Origin of the sequence: Janthinobacterium amylolyticum (assembly GCF_051380655.1) — a bacterium.
Taxonomy (GTDB): domain Bacteria; phylum Pseudomonadota; class Gammaproteobacteria; order Burkholderiales; family Burkholderiaceae_D; genus Janthinobacterium.
In genome coordinates this window covers 653,534-667,728 of the sequence record NZ_JBNYXL010000002.1, presented here as the reverse complement: position 1 = coordinate 667,728, position 14,195 = coordinate 653,534, and the positions used below count along the sequence as shown (strand labels likewise).

General features: G+C 63.3%; 11 protein-coding genes. 2 read left to right on the top strand and 9 right to left on the bottom strand.

The window, feature by feature from the left end:
* From ACQ4WR_RS06540 to ACQ4WR_RS06530, 3 genes are all read right to left on the bottom strand, one after another.
* Positions 1-180, bottom strand: a 180-nt coding sequence (locus ACQ4WR_RS06540; protein ID WP_436486082.1) for a transposase, incomplete at its 3' end; no start/stop codon positions are given.
* Between the two features lie 90 nt (positions 181-270).
* On the bottom strand, positions 271-2,010 hold the full coding sequence (locus ACQ4WR_RS06535; RefSeq protein WP_436486080.1) for a dipeptidyl-peptidase 3 family protein: 1,740 nt from the start codon (positions 2,008-2,010) through the stop codon (positions 271-273).
* Positions 2,011-2,124: 114 nt separating this feature from the next.
* Positions 2,125-2,724: a short chain dehydrogenase gene (locus ACQ4WR_RS06530; RefSeq protein WP_102292669.1), complete on the bottom strand. Its 600-nt coding sequence runs from the start codon at positions 2,722-2,724 to the stop codon at positions 2,125-2,127.
* Between the two features lie 111 nt (positions 2,725-2,835).
* On the opposite strand from ACQ4WR_RS06530, the gene ACQ4WR_RS06525 reads away from it, so the two are divergent.
* Positions 2,836-3,753, top strand: coding sequence for a LysR family transcriptional regulator (locus tag ACQ4WR_RS06525; protein WP_436486078.1), 918 nt, complete (start codon positions 2,836-2,838; stop codon positions 3,751-3,753).
* 9 nt (positions 3,754-3,762) lie between these two features.
* Here ACQ4WR_RS06525 and ACQ4WR_RS06520 read toward each other — a convergent pair whose 3' ends face one another.
* The 3 genes from ACQ4WR_RS06520 to ACQ4WR_RS06510 are packed head-to-tail and all read right to left on the bottom strand — an operon-like array spanning position 3,763 to position 8,099.
* On the bottom strand, positions 3,763-5,241 hold the full coding sequence (locus ACQ4WR_RS06520) for an efflux transporter outer membrane subunit (RefSeq protein ID WP_436486077.1): 1,479 nt from the start codon (positions 5,239-5,241) through the stop codon (positions 3,763-3,765).
* Between the two features lie 50 nt (positions 5,242-5,291).
* Positions 5,292-6,890, bottom strand: a complete 1,599-nt coding sequence (locus tag ACQ4WR_RS06515; RefSeq protein ID WP_102292671.1) for a DHA2 family efflux MFS transporter permease subunit — start codon at positions 6,888-6,890, stop codon at positions 5,292-5,294.
* A 6-nt stretch (positions 6,891-6,896) separates the two neighbouring features.
* Positions 6,897-8,099: an HlyD family secretion protein gene (locus ACQ4WR_RS06510; RefSeq protein ID WP_436486075.1), complete on the bottom strand. Its 1,203-nt coding sequence runs from the start codon at positions 8,097-8,099 to the stop codon at positions 6,897-6,899.
* A gap of 145 nt (positions 8,100-8,244) precedes the next feature.
* Between ACQ4WR_RS06510 and ACQ4WR_RS06505 the strand changes: the two genes are divergently transcribed.
* A complete protein-coding gene (locus ACQ4WR_RS06505) occupies positions 8,245-8,970 on the top strand; it encodes a TetR/AcrR family transcriptional regulator (RefSeq protein ID WP_436486073.1) in 726 nt (241 codons plus the stop codon).
* A gap of 19 nt (positions 8,971-8,989) precedes the next feature.
* Here the strand turns inward: ACQ4WR_RS06505 and ACQ4WR_RS06500 are convergent, their stop codons facing one another.
* The 3 genes from ACQ4WR_RS06500 to aceF form a co-directional block, all read right to left on the bottom strand.
* Positions 8,990-10,174 carry a hypothetical protein gene (locus tag ACQ4WR_RS06500; protein WP_436486072.1) on the bottom strand — a complete coding sequence of 395 codons (1,185 nt, stop codon included), beginning with the start codon at positions 10,172-10,174 and terminating at the stop codon, positions 8,990-8,992.
* A gap of 497 nt (positions 10,175-10,671) precedes the next feature.
* Positions 10,672-12,459, bottom strand: a complete 1,788-nt coding sequence (lpdA, locus tag ACQ4WR_RS06495; RefSeq protein ID WP_436486070.1) for a dihydrolipoyl dehydrogenase — start codon at positions 12,457-12,459, stop codon at positions 10,672-10,674.
* A 10-nt stretch (positions 12,460-12,469) separates the two neighbouring features.
* The gene (gene aceF, locus ACQ4WR_RS06490; RefSeq protein WP_436486069.1) at positions 12,470-14,146 is read right to left on the bottom strand and encodes a dihydrolipoyllysine-residue acetyltransferase; all 1,677 of its coding nucleotides are present in this window, start codon (positions 14,144-14,146) and stop codon (positions 12,470-12,472) included.
* Positions 14,147-14,195: the final 49 nt, after the last annotated feature.

Below are 14,195 nucleotides of genomic sequence, written 5' to 3'. Positions count from 1 at the left end.
ACTGTAATGGCTGAACTTTTTTACCAGACCGCCAATACCATGCGCTGCATGCAATTTAATCCACAATCTCACAGTTGAATGATGAAGATTGTGCTTGTCGGCAATCTGTTTATACCCTACCGAACCGGACAAATATTGCTCGATAATGCTGAGCTTAAATTGCTCACTGTACTTCGACATGAAAAACCCCAAAAGTTGGTGTCCAACTTTTGGGGTTCAGTTCACGTGGCACCGGCTTTTTACACTGACAACAGTTGCCTGCCACACTGTTTATGGTTTGGCCTTCGCCGCCTGGTCCAGCGCGCGCGCCGTGACGAATTCCGGGCGGATATCGTTCGGCACGGCTTTCATCTTGTCGAGCGCCACCTGCACTTCCGGACGGATCACCACGTACTTGGTCATCAGCTCTTTCGCGCGCGCGTAGTCGCCCGTCGCCTCGATGGTCAGGAACTCACGGTCCAAGTCGATCACGGCCTGCTTGATCTTGCCGAAGTCGACGCCGAACTTGCCATCGCCCAGCGAGACAAAGCCGCCCTTGTCGAGGATGTAATTCATCTGGATGGCCATGCCGCGCGCATGCGAATCCGTCAGGCCGAAATGCAGGGTGCGGAAGCCCGAAGCAAGGAAGGTGTTGTACAGCTTGCGCTCGGCCGCGTCGCCCTGGCCCAGGGTATCGTTCAGCTGTCCCTTGTCCATCATGTAGCGCAGCGCGAACAGGCCCGTGATGTCGGCCTTGGCTTCCTCGATGGTGGAATAGGCTTCCTTCAAGTCCTGGCGCGGCGTCGATGGTTTGCCGTCGACGACGGTTGCATGCGGGCCCAGGCCGTGCATGATTTCATGCGCGAGGATGTGCGTGAAGAAAGAATTGAAATCCACGTCCTGCTGCGCTTCGGGCGTCAGCACGAGCTTCGAGATCGGCGTCAGGGTGGCCTTGAACTTGGCTTCCTGCACGTTTTTCAGCATGACGCGCTTGGAGCCGCGCGCGCTGATGATGCGCTCGTCATTGGGCAGGTTGTAGGCGGCCGTCTGCACGGCCATGTTGCCATCGCCGGCGCCATACACCTGATTCACCACCACCATGGGTGCCAGCGCGCCCACTTTCGGGTTGCGGTACTGGGCGTCGAGCGGCAGGTTGTCTTCCAGCTCCTGCATGTGCTTGGCGAAGAAATTCAGCTTTTGCGTCTCGGCCTGGTCGCGGATGTTCACATACGCTTCAAACGCGGCCTTGTAGCCGAACAGCTCGTCGTTGTACGTCTCGTACGGGCCGATGGTGATGTCGACGGGCGAATCGAGATCCATCCAGGCAAAGTCGGAGGGTAAATAGTCATTGTCGAGGAAGGCCTTGGCGCGCAGGGTGAGGAATTTCTTCAACGATGCGTTGTCCGTGGCGGCCGCCGCTTCATCGAGCAATTTGGCCAGCTGCTTCAGCTCCACCTTGTATTCATCGGAATACTTGACGGTCTGGTACTTGCCGTCCTTGCCCGCGCGAATCGTCGTGAAGAACCATTGCGCCTGCTGCTTGTCTTCCGCCGGCAAACCATTCATCCACGCTTCCACGCTGGCCTTGGTGGCGCCCTGCGGATAGAAATTGCCCGCTTCCGGCTTGTGCGCGGGAATGGCGATGCCCGCATAGCTGGCCGGCATGAACGAGGCGTGCGCGTCGAGCACCGACCACGGGCCCTTGTTGATCCAGAAATAATTCAAGCGGGCCTGGCCCAGCGTTGACTTGTCTTTCTTGAGCGCCGCCCACAGCGCTTCGTTGCCGGACCAGCGCTGGCGCAATTGCAGCACGTCGACCAGCTTGGCCGCTTCGACCAGCTTGGCGATGGCCTGGCGGTCGCCTGCGGACAGGTGCGCCGTATCGGCGGTCAGCGCGACGGGCGCGTAACGGGCGCTCATGCTGGTCAGTTCGGCGGCGGTGGCCGGTTTCGCTGGCGTCGCAGCTTGCGGCGCGGCGCAGGCGCTGCCGACGGCGGCGGCCATCAGCAGGGGAATCAGGATGTTTTTCATGGGGCCTCGGTGTATGGTTCACAGCAAGAAAGCGCCCCGCGCTGTCACGGCGCGGCCGCTTCCTTGTTCAGCCTGCGATTGTAATCCACCTGCGTCCCCGCCTGCAGGGCAGCTCTACCAGACCTTGTACACCTGCCCCGTCTGCGCGCCTTCCACGCTGCGGCTGTAAGCCAGCGCCACCCTGCTGGCGGCGGCCGGCTCGAAGCCGTAGAAGAAGGGGCCATACGCTTCCAGCGATTCTTCCAGCACCGTGGGGCTGACGGCATTGATGCGCACGCCGCGCGCCAGTTCGATGGCGGCGCCGCGCACGAAGCCTTCCACGGCCGCGTTTGTCATGCTGGCGGCCGCGCCGAAGCGGATCGGCTGCTCGGCCACGATGCCGCTGGTGAGCGTGATCGAACCGCCGTCGTTCAGGTATTCCTGTGCCACCAGGGCCACGTTGACCTGACCCATCAGTTTGCTGTCCAGGCCCAGCTGGAACTGTTCAGGCGTAAATTCGGCCAGCGGGCCGAAATGCAGCTTGCCGGCCGTGACGACGACGGCGTCGACCTTGCCGATGCGCTGGAACAGGGCGCGCACTTGCGCGATGTCGCCCATGTCGGCCTGGTGCGCGCCCGTGCGGCTGCCCACTTCAATGATTTCATGGCGCTGCGCCAGTTGTGCCGAGACGGCCTTGCCGATGGTGCCGCTGGCGCCGATGATGACGATTTTCATGCTGTTTTCCTGTCTGGGTTGAACGATGGAGCCAGTATGCGCCGCTTCCAAAAAGGAATAAATACGCTAGAATTTACAAGATTACCAACCCACAGTTCGGAATCGACTCCCATGGACAAGCTGCGCAGCATGGAAATCTTTGTCGCCGTCGTCGACCAGGGCAGTTTCACTGCGGCCGCCGAGACCTTCCGCATCTCGCCCGTGATGGTGGGCAAGCACATCAGGCAGCTGGAAGAGCGGCTGGGCACGCGATTGCTGGCGCGCACGACGCGTCGGCAAAGCCTGACGGAAATCGGCCGGCAATATGCGGAACAGTGCCGGCAGATCCTGGCGCAGATCGCGGCGGCGGAAACGGGAGCCGAAGCGATGCGCGCCACGCCGCGCGGCAAGCTGAAAATCACGGCGCCCGTGTCCTTCGGCAGCGAACGCATCGCGCCGCTGCTGGCCGACTACCTGACCGCGTATCCGGACGTGAGCGTGGAACTGAACCTGAACGACAGGATGGTGGATCTGGTGGAGGAAGGTTTTGATGCGGCCATCCGCATCGGTGCGCTGGAAGACTCCGGCATGGTGGCGCGGCCCTTGCGGCACTACGCGATGGTCATTTGCGCCTCGCCCGCCTACCTGGCAAAACATGGCACGCCGCGCACGCCGGATGACCTGGCGCGGCACGAGTGCGTGGATTTCATGCAGTGGGCGCGCCACATGCGCTGGCGCCTGAGCGACAAGGAAGCGCGCCACGATGGCGCGACAGTCGAGAGCCGCTTCCGTTCGAACAATGGGCAGGCGCTGCGCATGGCGGCCCTGCACGGCTTCGGCATCGTCATGCAGGCGGAGATTTTACTGGCCGACGATATCGCCGCGGGACGGCTGGTGCCGCTGCTGCACGATTACGTGCCGGCGCCGCGGCTGATGCATCTGCTGTATCCGCGCGACCGCCAGCCCACGCCCAAGCTGACCACCTTCATCGATTTTCTGCTGGAACGCTACGGGCCGGCGGCGCCACCGCCACCGGCCACGCTCACGTAACCAGGGCCCTTATCGGACCTTCGCGGCGGGTGCGGACGCCAGCTTGGCCAACTCGCCGTCCGGCTGCCAGCCGGCACCCAAAGAGCGGGCCACGGCGACCGTCGCCAGCAAACGCTGCGTCTTGATCTGCGCGGCGGCGCGGTCGGCGGCCAGGGAACTGCGCTGCGCATCCGTCACATCCAGGTAGGTCGAGATGCCGCGCTCGTAGCGCGTGCGCGCCACCAGGTAGGCACGCGCGGCGGCCGCCTGCGACAAGGCTTGGGCATCGCCCTGCAACTGGCGCTGCTCCACGTCCGACAGGGCATCTTCCACTTCGCGCAAGGCCGTCAGCAGCTTGGTTTCATGGTTCGCCACGGCTTCCGCATAGCGCGCCTTGGACAGGTCAAGATTGGACTGGTTGCGGCCACCGTCGAAGATCGGCAGGGACAGGGCCAGCGGACCAAAGCTGAACTGGCGCGAACCGCCCTGCGCCAGGTCACGCAGCTTTTCCGACGCATAGCCGAAATTGCCCGTCAATTGCAGCGAAGGATAAAACGCGCCTTCGGCCACGCCCACCTGCGCATTCGCCGCGCGCAGGCCCGCCACGCTGGAAACCAGGTCGGGCCGGTGCGCCAGCAGGCTGGCGGGCAGGCCGACAGGAATACCTGGCGGCAGCGGCAGGGCCGATGGATCGGCAGCCACCGGCAATTGCAGCGCCGATGGCGGCTTGCCCGTCAGGGTGGCCAGGCTGTTTTCCAGCTGGTTGCGCTGGCGCTTGACTTCATGCAGGTCGGCCTGCGCGTTCGACAGTTCCACCTTCGCGCGCGCCAGGTCCAGCTCATTCGTCAGGCCCGCATTGAAGCGCGCCTCGACCAGCTGCGCCGACTCGCGACGCGTGTCGAGCGCGCCATTCAAGATGGCCATTTCCGCATCCAGGCCGCGCAGCTGCCAGTAATTGCTGGCCACTTGCGCCGACAGCATCAGCAGCACGCCGTCGCGGTCGGCCTGCGCTGCCAGCGCTTGCGAATCGGCCGCTTCGACCATGCGCTTTACGCGGCCCAGCAGGTCGACTTCGTACGACAGCGAGCCGCCGACCGAGAAGTTATTCCCGCTGATCGAGCGGTTGCCCAGGGCCAGGCCCTGCGAGGTGTTGGCCGAGGTGCGCGAGTTCGAGATGCCCGTGCTGAGGTTCACGCTCGGACCCTGGTTGGCGCGCGCCGTGCCGCTTTGCGCCAGCGCCTGCAGCAGGCGTTCGCCCGCCGCTTTCACGCCGGGGTTGTCCTGCAGCGCGCTTTGTTCCAGGCGGTTCAGGGTGGCGTCGCCGTAGATGCTCCACCATTGCTTCGGCAGCCGCGCGGCGTCCGCCGCACTGGCGCCGTGGCGGAAGGCGGCGTTGTCGATGCCGGCCACATTGGCCGGTGCGGTGAAATCCTGGCCCACGGTGCCGCAGGCTGCAAGCGCCACGGCAAGGGAAGCGGCCAGCGCGATTTTCGTCAATACTGTTTGCATGATGATTACCTTCTTGTTCTTGAGGTGCTGCACGTGCGGGCTGTGGACGGTCAGTGACCGCCGCCACCGCCACCGGGAGCTTTGAGTTTGTCGGCCAGCCACAGAGGCACGATGCAGGCCAGCAGGATGGCGCCGATGAGGAAGAAGCCATCGTTGTAGGCCATCACATACGCTTCGCGGCGCACAATGCCGTCAATCGCCTGCAAGGCCTGGTTGCCGGCCGTGACCGAATCGAAGCCCTTGGCCATGAACGACGACGTCAGCTGGTCGATGCGCAGCTGCGTGGCGCTGGAAAATGCGTTGATCGCCTCGCCCAGGCGCTGCGAGTGGAAATGCTCGCGCGTGCTCAGGGCCGTGGCCAGCAGGGCGATGCCGATGGAGCCGCCCAGGTTGCGCGTCATGTTGAACAGGCTCGACGCGGACGGCATGTCCTTCGGCGCGATGCCCTTCATGGCGAAGTTCGACAGGGTCAGCATGACGAAGGGCTGGCCCAGCGCGCGCACCACCTGCGACCACAGCAGCTGGTCGTAGCCGGTCGACGCGTCCATGTAGGCGTTCATCATGCACGAACCGCCGAACAGCAGCAGGCCGAACGAGCACAGGATGCGGTTGTCCACCACGGATGACAGCTTGGCGACGAACGGCATGATGAACAGCTGCGGCAAGCCTACCCACATGATCACTTCACCGATCTGCATCGGCGAGTAGCCGGCGATCTGGCCCAGGAACAAAGGCAGCAAAAAGGCCGAGCCGTACAGGCCCATGCCCGTCACGGCCGACAGCACGGTGGCGACCAGAAAATTGCGCTGGCCGTACAAAGCGAGGTTGACGAACGGCTCGGCGCGCGTGGCGCTGGTGACGACCCAGCCCAGGATGCCCACCAGGGCCAGCGCGGCGAAGGTGATGATGAAACCCGAGTCGAACCAGTCCTTCGAATTGCCCTCTTCCAGAAAGATGGTCAGGCAGCCGAGGCCCAGGGCCATGAAGAAGATGCCCAGCCAGTCGGCCTTCCAGAACATCTGCAGCTTCATCGGCTCCTTGTCCAGGCCATAGATCATGCCGGCGATCAGCAGCACGCCCGGCACCCAGTTGATGTAGAAGATCGAGGGCCAGCCATACAGCTCGGAAAGGTAGCCGCCCAGGGTCGGGCCCATGGCCGGCGCCAGGGTGGCCGTCAGGCCGAAAATGGCCATGCCGACGGCGCGCTTCGACGGTGGCAGCTTGAGCATCACCAGGGTGAAGGCCATCGGGATCAGCGCGCCGCCGGTGAACCCTTGCAGCATGCGGAAGACGATCATGCTTTCCAGGTTCCAGGCCGTACCGCACAGGGTGGAGAACAGCAGGAAGAAGGCAGTGGTGCCGATCATGTAGGTACGCAGACCGAACACGCGCGCCAGCAGCGCAGTGAGGGGAATGACGATAATTTCCGCCACCAGGTAGGCCGTGGAAATCCACGAGCCCTCTTCCTGGGTGGCCGACAGCGAGCCAAGGATATCCTTGAGCGAGGAGTTGGTGATCTGGATGTCGAGCACCGCCATGAAGGCGCCCAGCATGCCGGCGGCGACCGCCAGCCAGGTGCGCCCGGAGACTTTCTCGCTGATCACGGGGAACGCCGGCGATGCCGCCGGTGTGGTGGAAGGGCTGCTCATGGAAACTTAGCGGGCGGCGGTCTGTGCGGCAGAATCAGCTGGCGCGGCGGCGTGCTGCGCGGCCGGCTGCGTGTCAGGCTGGTTGACTTCCACTTCGGCGATCACCGACATGCCCGGCACCAGGCGGCCATTCATGGCCTTGATGTCCTGCGGCTGGAAGACGATTTTCACTGGCACGCGCTGGACGATCTTGGTGAAGTTGCCGGTGGCGTTATCGGCTGGCAGCAGCGCGAATTGCGCGCCCGATGCCGGCGCGAAGCTGTCCACGGTACCCACCAGTTTCTTGCCCGGCATGGCGTCGATGGACACGTGCACGCTCTGGCCGCGGTGCAGGTCGGCCAGTTGCGTTTCCTTGAAGTTGGCGGTGACCCAGACGTTGTCCTGCACGATGGCCGTTAACTGCTGGCCAGGCTGCACGCGCATGCCCGTTTCCACGTTGCGCTTGCCGATGCGGCCGGCGACGGGCGCCAGGATACGGTTGTATTGCAGCTGCTGTTCCGCGTCCTTCAATTGCACGCGCAGCACGGCCACTTGCGCCTTGGCGACGTCGCGCGCAGCTTGCGCCGCACCGATCTGCGCCTTGGCGGCGGAAGCGCTGTCGCGGCGGGCGGCCAGGTCGGCCACGGCGCTGGAGCGGGCCGCGTTGGCCGCGTCCAGTTCCGCTTTCGAGACGGCTTTCATCTGGCTCGTATACAGCTGGCCGAAACGCTCGGCATCCTGTTTCGCGCGCAGCAATTGCGCGTCCGCTTGCGCCACTTGCGCCTGGCTGGCGCTCGCTTGCGCCTGCACTTGCGCGATCTGCGCCTCGGCCTGCAGCACTTGCTGCTCGGCGCTGGCGATCTGCGCGGCGATCTGCTCGGTTTTCACGCGCTGGTCGAAAGGATCGAGTTCGGCGATCACGTCGCCCTCTTTCACCATCTGGTTGTCGTCGATGAAGACCTTGGTGACGACGCCGGAAATGCGCGCCGATACAGGGTGCACGTGGCCGGCCACATAGGCGTTTTCCGTTTCCACGAAATAGTGGCTGCGGTACCACATGCGGGCGCCGGCGCCCAGGGCGACGAGCACGATCAGGCCGGCGATGATCTTCACGCGGTGGTTCGGTGCGGCGGAGCTGGCAGGTGCGGCGGGCGTGGACGGTGCGGCGGGTGCCGCGGGTGGGACGGCGCTAAGCACTTTTTGTTCTGCTTGGCCAGGCTGGTTCGACATACTGCGCTCCGAAAATGAAATGATATATGTTCATTATTGGTCAAAGAAAAGGCAAAGTCAAGAAATGAAACGATTGCATTTCATTTTAATTTGCACTACAGTGTGAGCCATCACTCACCTTCCAACCTGTAAAGAGACCCCGACCATGCCCGATCCCGGCCTCAGCGACACCTTGCCTACCGACAGCCCTACCGACACCGACACTGCCCAGGAGCTGAGCTGCTGCGGCAAGCCGGCCGGCCGCCCGCGTGCCGCCGACATGGAGGCACGCATGGAAAACCTGCTGCACACGGCCGGTTGCCTGTTCCTGGAAAAAGGGTATGGAAAAGTGAGTCTGGAAATGATCGCCCGCGAAGCCCACGTGGCCGTACGGACGATTTATGTGAAATTTGGCGGCAAGTCGGGCCTGTTCAACGCCGTGGTGGAACAGCGCCGCGCCGCGTATTTCTCCACCATGCCGGCACTGGAAACGGACATGCGTCCGCTGGCCACCATCCTGGGCGAGTTCGGCCTGCTGTTCGTGCAGCTGGTAACCATGCCGGCGGCCATCCGCCTGAACCGCATGGTGGTGGCGGAAGCGGCCACGCACCCGGAACTGGCGGAAACGTTTTATAAAGTGGGACCGGGGCAGACGCGCGAGATGCTGACGCGATTTTTCAGCCGGCCCGATATCGCGCCGCTGTTTCGCGCAGAATTGACGGCCTCCGTGATGGCCTTGCACCTGCTCAACTGCCTGCTCGGCGACCAGATGTCGCGTCTGCTGTTCCCGCCGCCGGCGCAACCCGATGTGGCGCAGCTGCGCCTCAAGGTCGCAGCCGGCCTCGACCTGTTCCTGCGCGGCACCTTGCGCCAGCCGCCAGCGGCCGGCTGAAGCGCCTCACGCCACAGGCTCAGCCAGGGCGGCTGCAGTCTTGCGGCATGGCCGCCGGCGCGGCTGGCGCCTCTGGGCGTTCGCCGCCCAGGCCCAGCGCCCGCAGGAATGGCTGGGCCGCCGACGCGCCGTCAAAGCTGAGTGAAGACTCACTGCCGTCATGGCGTTCGGGACCATAGCGCATCAGGTCGAACGAGGTTTCAAAGCGCTGCGCGAGGAAATAGGTGCGGAAGTAATCGAAGGCAAACGCCACTTGCCCATCGGCCTGCAGCAGCAAACCATGGCGGTACAGCGGCGCCAGCCAGTCGGAAGCCGGCAAGCCCCAGCCCTTCACGGCGCAATAGTCGCTGGCAAAGCGCTCAAGCTGCGCCTGCTCCAGGAACAGGGTCTTGGCCTCGAACATGACAAAGGCCAGTTCAATCAGGAATTCCCGCGCATCGGCGGCGCCGCCCACGGGCACGCGCTGCTGCTGCGCCGCCTTGCCCAGCAAGCCTTCAAAATACACGGGTTCGCCGGCCAGTTGCGGCAGCAGGGTGGCAAACACGTATTCCGCATCCATCTGCCCCGTTTCCTGGCCATTCGGCGTGTACAGCACCGACAGGGCAAAGCTCTTGCTCACATCATCGAATTCACGCAAGGCCACCGTCCAGGGCGAGGCGGGCGCGCCGCCCTCGGCCGCCTGGGTGCCAAATTCCAGCACGGCATACGCGGCCATCTGGCCGTGTGCCCCATACAGACTGCCAGGATTGCTTTTAAACAAGATTCCCAGCGACTTCATCAGCGAACTGGCGTCGCCCGTATGCTGGTGTCCATGGAAGACGGCGTGAATATTCTTGTAGCGCGCGCGCTGCTCCGCACTGGCCTGCTCATCGGCAGCAAAGAAACTGAAACCGGCATTGCCCAGCGCCGCGGCCGCAACGCCCTGCACGCGGCTGCCCGGCACCAGATAAAAGCGCGCGCCAGGCAGGCAAGCCGCCTGCAACAAGGGACGCAGGAAGTATTCGTAGACATACACGGGCGTCGTGTCATCGCAGGCATCAGGCGCCACCAGCTGGCCCGTGAAGAAAATCGCATCGATCTGCCTGCCCGCCGCCAGCATGGCTGACACGTCCTGATACAAGGCATGCAACATCACGGCCTGCTCTTGCTCATCGTTCCGGCGCAAGCGGACATCGGAAATATGGAGGGCGGTAAATTTTTTCATTGTTGCAAAACTTTCACAGTACAGCCGAACTTGACCGGACACTGGCAACGTTCAGGAAAATTCACACGCCCCTGGGCAAGCGCGAGCGAAACATGGTTACAGGCCTCCATTCTGCCACTTTTTCCGTGTGGCAATACTCACCAATTTTCACATGACGCCGCCGCGCCACGTTTTACTATCCTGAAGGCAAGGAATATAAAAAAAACGGGAACAAGTCCCGGTTTTTCCGTACTGAAAGTTAATGTTTTATCAGCGCTTGCGCGGTGGCGGCAAGTCCGTGCACACGCCTGCTTCCGCGCGCTTTTGCCGACCTGCCGATCGACTCGCCCAGGGTCGGGTGCGGGTGAATGGTCTTGCCGATGTCGGTGCCGTCGCAGCCCATTTCGCCGCCTCATCGTTCACCTGTCCCCCGCATGCGAGCGGACGATGAAGTGTTTCATCGCAGTTGAATAATAAAAAACCCCGCAATCGCTTGCGGGGTTTTTAGTGCTACAACATCAGCGCTTGCGCGGTGGCGGCAGGTCCGTGCATACGCCTTCGTACACTTCGGCGGCCATGCCGATCGACTCGCCCAGGGTCGGGTGCGGGTGGATGGTCTTGCCGATGTCGGTGCCGTCGCAGCCCATTTCAATGGCCAGCGCGATCTCGCCGATCATGTCGCCCGCATGCGTACCGACGATGGTGCCGCCGATGATGCGGTGCGTTTCCGCATCGAACAGCAGCTTGGTGAAGCCTTCGGCGCGGCCGTTGGCCACGGCGCGGCCCGAAGCTGCCCATGGGAAGTGGCCCTTCTCGACCTTGATGCCCTTGGCTTTCGCTTCATCTTCCGTGATGCCGGCCCATGCCACTTCCGGGTCCGTGTAGGCGACCGACGGGATCACCTTGACGTCGAAGTGCGACTTCTGGCCGGCAGCCGCTTCCGCTGCAACGTGGGCTTCATGCACGGCCTTGTGCGCCAGCATCGGCTGGCCCACCAGGTCGCCGATGGCGAAGATGTTCGGCACGTTGGTGCGCATCTGGCTGTCGACGTTGATGAAACCGCGGTCCGTCACTTGCACGCCCGCCTTGTCGGCGGCCAGCTTCTTGCCGTTCGGGCTGCGGCCCACGGCCACCAATACCAGGTCGTAGATCTGTGGCGCCGGTGCCGTGGCACCTGCTTCGGCAGCTTCAAACGTGACCTTGATGCCTTCCGGCAGCGCTTCCACCGCGACCGTCTTGGTCTTGGTCATGATGTTGTCGAAGCGCTTCTCGTTGAACTTCTGCCACACCTTGACGGCGTCGCGGTCCGCGCCCTGCATCAGGCCATCCATCATTTCGACCACGTCGATGCGCGCGCCGAAAGTCGAATACACGGTGGCCATTTCCAGGCCGATGATGCCGCCGCCAATGACCAGCATGCGTTTCGGGATCTGGCGCAGTTCCAGCGCACCCGTCGAATCGACGATGCGCGGATCTTCCGGCACGAATGGCAGCTTCACCACGGACGAACCGGCGGCGATGATGGCTTGCTTGAACTGCACGACTTTTTTCGAGCCGTCGCCTGCCGTCACCTCGATGTGGTTGGCGGAGAGGAACTGGCCCACGCCCGTGACCACTTGCGTCTTGCGCGCCTTGGCCATGCCGGCCAGGCCGCCCGTCATGTTCGAGATCACGCCTTCCTTGTACTTGCGTACCTGGTCGATGTCGATGGTCGGCTTGGCAAACGTCACGCCCGTGTTGGACATGTGCGCCGTTTCATCGATGACGGAGGCCACGTGCAGCAGCGCCTTCGACGGGATGCAGCCCACGTTCAGGCACACGCCGCCCAGGGTCGCGTAGCGCTCGACGATGACCGTCGACATGCCCAGGTCGGCCGCGCGGAATGCGGCCGAATAGCCGCCAGGACCGCCACCCAGCACCATCATGTCGACGTCGATGTCGACCTGGCCGCTGTAATTGCCGGCCGGGATGGCGGCAACGGCTGCAGCTGGTGCCGCCGCTGCAGGAGCCGGAGCTGCTGCTGGTGCGGGAGCGGCCGCCGGAGCGGCTGCGGGAGCTGCAGCACCTTCCGACGCTTCCACCACCAGCAGCGCGCTGCCTTCGGCGATCTTGTCGCCAACCTTGACTTTCAACTCCTTGACGACGCCGGCGTGGGTCGATGGAATCTCCATGCTGGCCTTGTCCGATTCGACCGTGATCAGGGACTGGTCCACCTTGATGGTGTCGCCGACCTTGACCATCAGTTCGATGACTTCGACTTCCTTGAAGTCGCCGATATTCGGTACTTTTACCTCTACTGTGCTCATCAATCGCTCCTTACAGCAGAATTTTGCGCATGTCGGCCAGGACTTCGCCGAGGTACACGGAGAATCGCGCGCCCATCGCGCCATCGACCACGCGGTGGTCGTAGGACAGCGAGGTGCCCATCATCAAACGCGGCTGGAAGGCCTTGCCATCCCATACCGGCTTGATCGAAGCTTTCGACAGGCCCAGGATCGCCACTTCCGGCGCATTGACGATAGGCGTGAAGTGCGTGCCGCCGATGCCGCCCAGGGACGAAATCGTGAAGCTGGCGCCCTGCATGTCGGCCGGTTTCAGCTTGCCTTCGCGTGCCTGCAAGGACAGTTCCGTCATTTCGCGGGCGATCTGCGACACCGACTTCTGGTCCGCGCCCTTGATCACGGGAACCACCAGGCCGTTCGGCGTGTCGGCCGCGAAGCCGATGTTGTAGTACTGCTTGAGGATCAGATTCTCGCCCTTGGCGTCGAGCGACGCGTTAAACGCGGGGAATTTCTTCAGCGCGGCAACGGACGCCTTGATGACGAAGGCCAGCATGGTCAGCTTGGCCGCATCCTTGTTCTTCGCGTTGGCGGCGTTGGTGTCGACGCGGAACGCTTCCAGGTCCGTCACGTCCGCTTCGTCGAACTGCGTGACGTGCGGGATCATGACCCAGTTGCGGTGCAGGTTCGGACCGGAGATTTTCTTGATGCGCGACAGCGGCAGCAGTTCGGTCGCGCCGAACTTGCTGAAGTCCAGCGACGGCCATGGCAGCAGATCCAGGCCCACGCCCGAACCACCTTTGGCGGCGACCGGCGCATTTGGCGCGGCGACAGCGCCCGACATCACACCCTTGACGAAGTTCTGCACGTCTTCCTGGGTGATGCGGCCTTTCGGGCCGGAACCGCCCACGCGGGTCAGGTCCACGCCCAGTTCGCGCGCGAACTTGCGGATCGATGGCGATGCATGCGCCAGTTTGCCGTTGACGGCAGGTGCGGCGGCAGGAGCCGGGGCTGCAGCAGGTGCTGCGGCAGGCACGGGTGCCGAAGCGACGGCGGCGGCTGGTGCGGCGGCTGCTTGCGCTGGCGCACCAGCGGCTGCAGGAGCAGCAGCGCCGCCCGTCGTTTCCACGACCAGCACCAGCGAACCCTTGGCAACCTTGTCACCGACCTTGACTTTCAATTCCTTGACGATACCGGCATGGCTCGATGGAATTTCCATGCTGGCCTTGTCCGATTCCACCGTCAGCAGCGACTGGTCAACCTTGATGCTGTCGCCGACCTTGACCATCAGTTCGATGACTTCGACTTCCTTGAAGTCGCCGATATCAGGCACGGTCACTTCGACCAGGGCCGGCGCGCCGGAAGGGGCGGCAGGTGCTGGCGCGGCAGCGGCGGCAGGTGCGGCTTCAGCGGCAGGTGCGGCAGCTGGTGCGGCAGCGGCTGGCGCAGGCGCCGATACCGGGACCGACGCGTCGTCCGCCACTTCCAGCAGCAGGACCAGCGAACCTTCGGCGATCTTGTCGCCCACGTTGACTTTCAATTCCTTGACGACACCGGCGTGGCTCGATGGAATTTCCATGCTGGCCTTGTCCGATTCGACCGTGATCAGGGACTGGTCGACCTTGACCGTATCGCCTGGCTTGACCATCAGTTCAATGATCTCGACTTCCTTGAAATCGCCGATATCCGGGACTTTGACTTCCACAATGCTCATAGCTTGCTCCGTTATTTTATTTGTCAGATGGACCCGCAGACACGCCAGG

Excerpts from the sequence above, each read along its gene's own strand:
- lpdA (WP_436486070.1), bottom strand. The coding sequence starts at position 12,459 with ATGAGCACAGTAGAGGTAAAAGTACCGAATATCGGCGACTTCAAGGAA.
- ACQ4WR_RS06530 (WP_102292669.1), bottom strand. The coding sequence starts at position 2,724 with ATGAAAATCGTCATCATCGGCGCCAGCGGCACCATCGGCAAGGCCGTC.
- ACQ4WR_RS06505 (WP_436486073.1), top strand. The coding sequence starts at position 8,245 with ATGCCCGATCCCGGCCTCAGCGACACCTTGCCTACCGACAGCCCTACC.
- ACQ4WR_RS06525 (WP_436486078.1), top strand. The coding sequence starts at position 2,836 with ATGGACAAGCTGCGCAGCATGGAAATCTTTGTCGCCGTCGTCGACCAG.
- ACQ4WR_RS06520 (WP_436486077.1), bottom strand. The coding sequence starts at position 5,241 with ATGCAAACAGTATTGACGAAAATCGCGCTGGCCGCTTCCCTTGCCGTG.
- ACQ4WR_RS06500 (WP_436486072.1), bottom strand. The coding sequence starts at position 10,174 with ATGAAAAAATTTACCGCCCTCCATATTTCCGATGTCCGCTTGCGCCGG.
- ACQ4WR_RS06510 (WP_436486075.1), bottom strand. The coding sequence starts at position 8,099 with ATGTCGAACCAGCCTGGCCAAGCAGAACAAAAAGTGCTTAGCGCCGTC.
- ACQ4WR_RS06515 (WP_102292671.1), bottom strand. The coding sequence starts at position 6,890 with ATGAGCAGCCCTTCCACCACACCGGCGGCATCGCCGGCGTTCCCCGTG.
- ACQ4WR_RS06535 (WP_436486080.1), bottom strand. The coding sequence starts at position 2,010 with ATGAAAAACATCCTGATTCCCCTGCTGATGGCCGCCGCCGTCGGCAGC.
- aceF (WP_436486069.1), bottom strand. The coding sequence starts at position 14,146 with ATGAGCATTGTGGAAGTCAAAGTCCCGGATATCGGCGATTTCAAGGAA.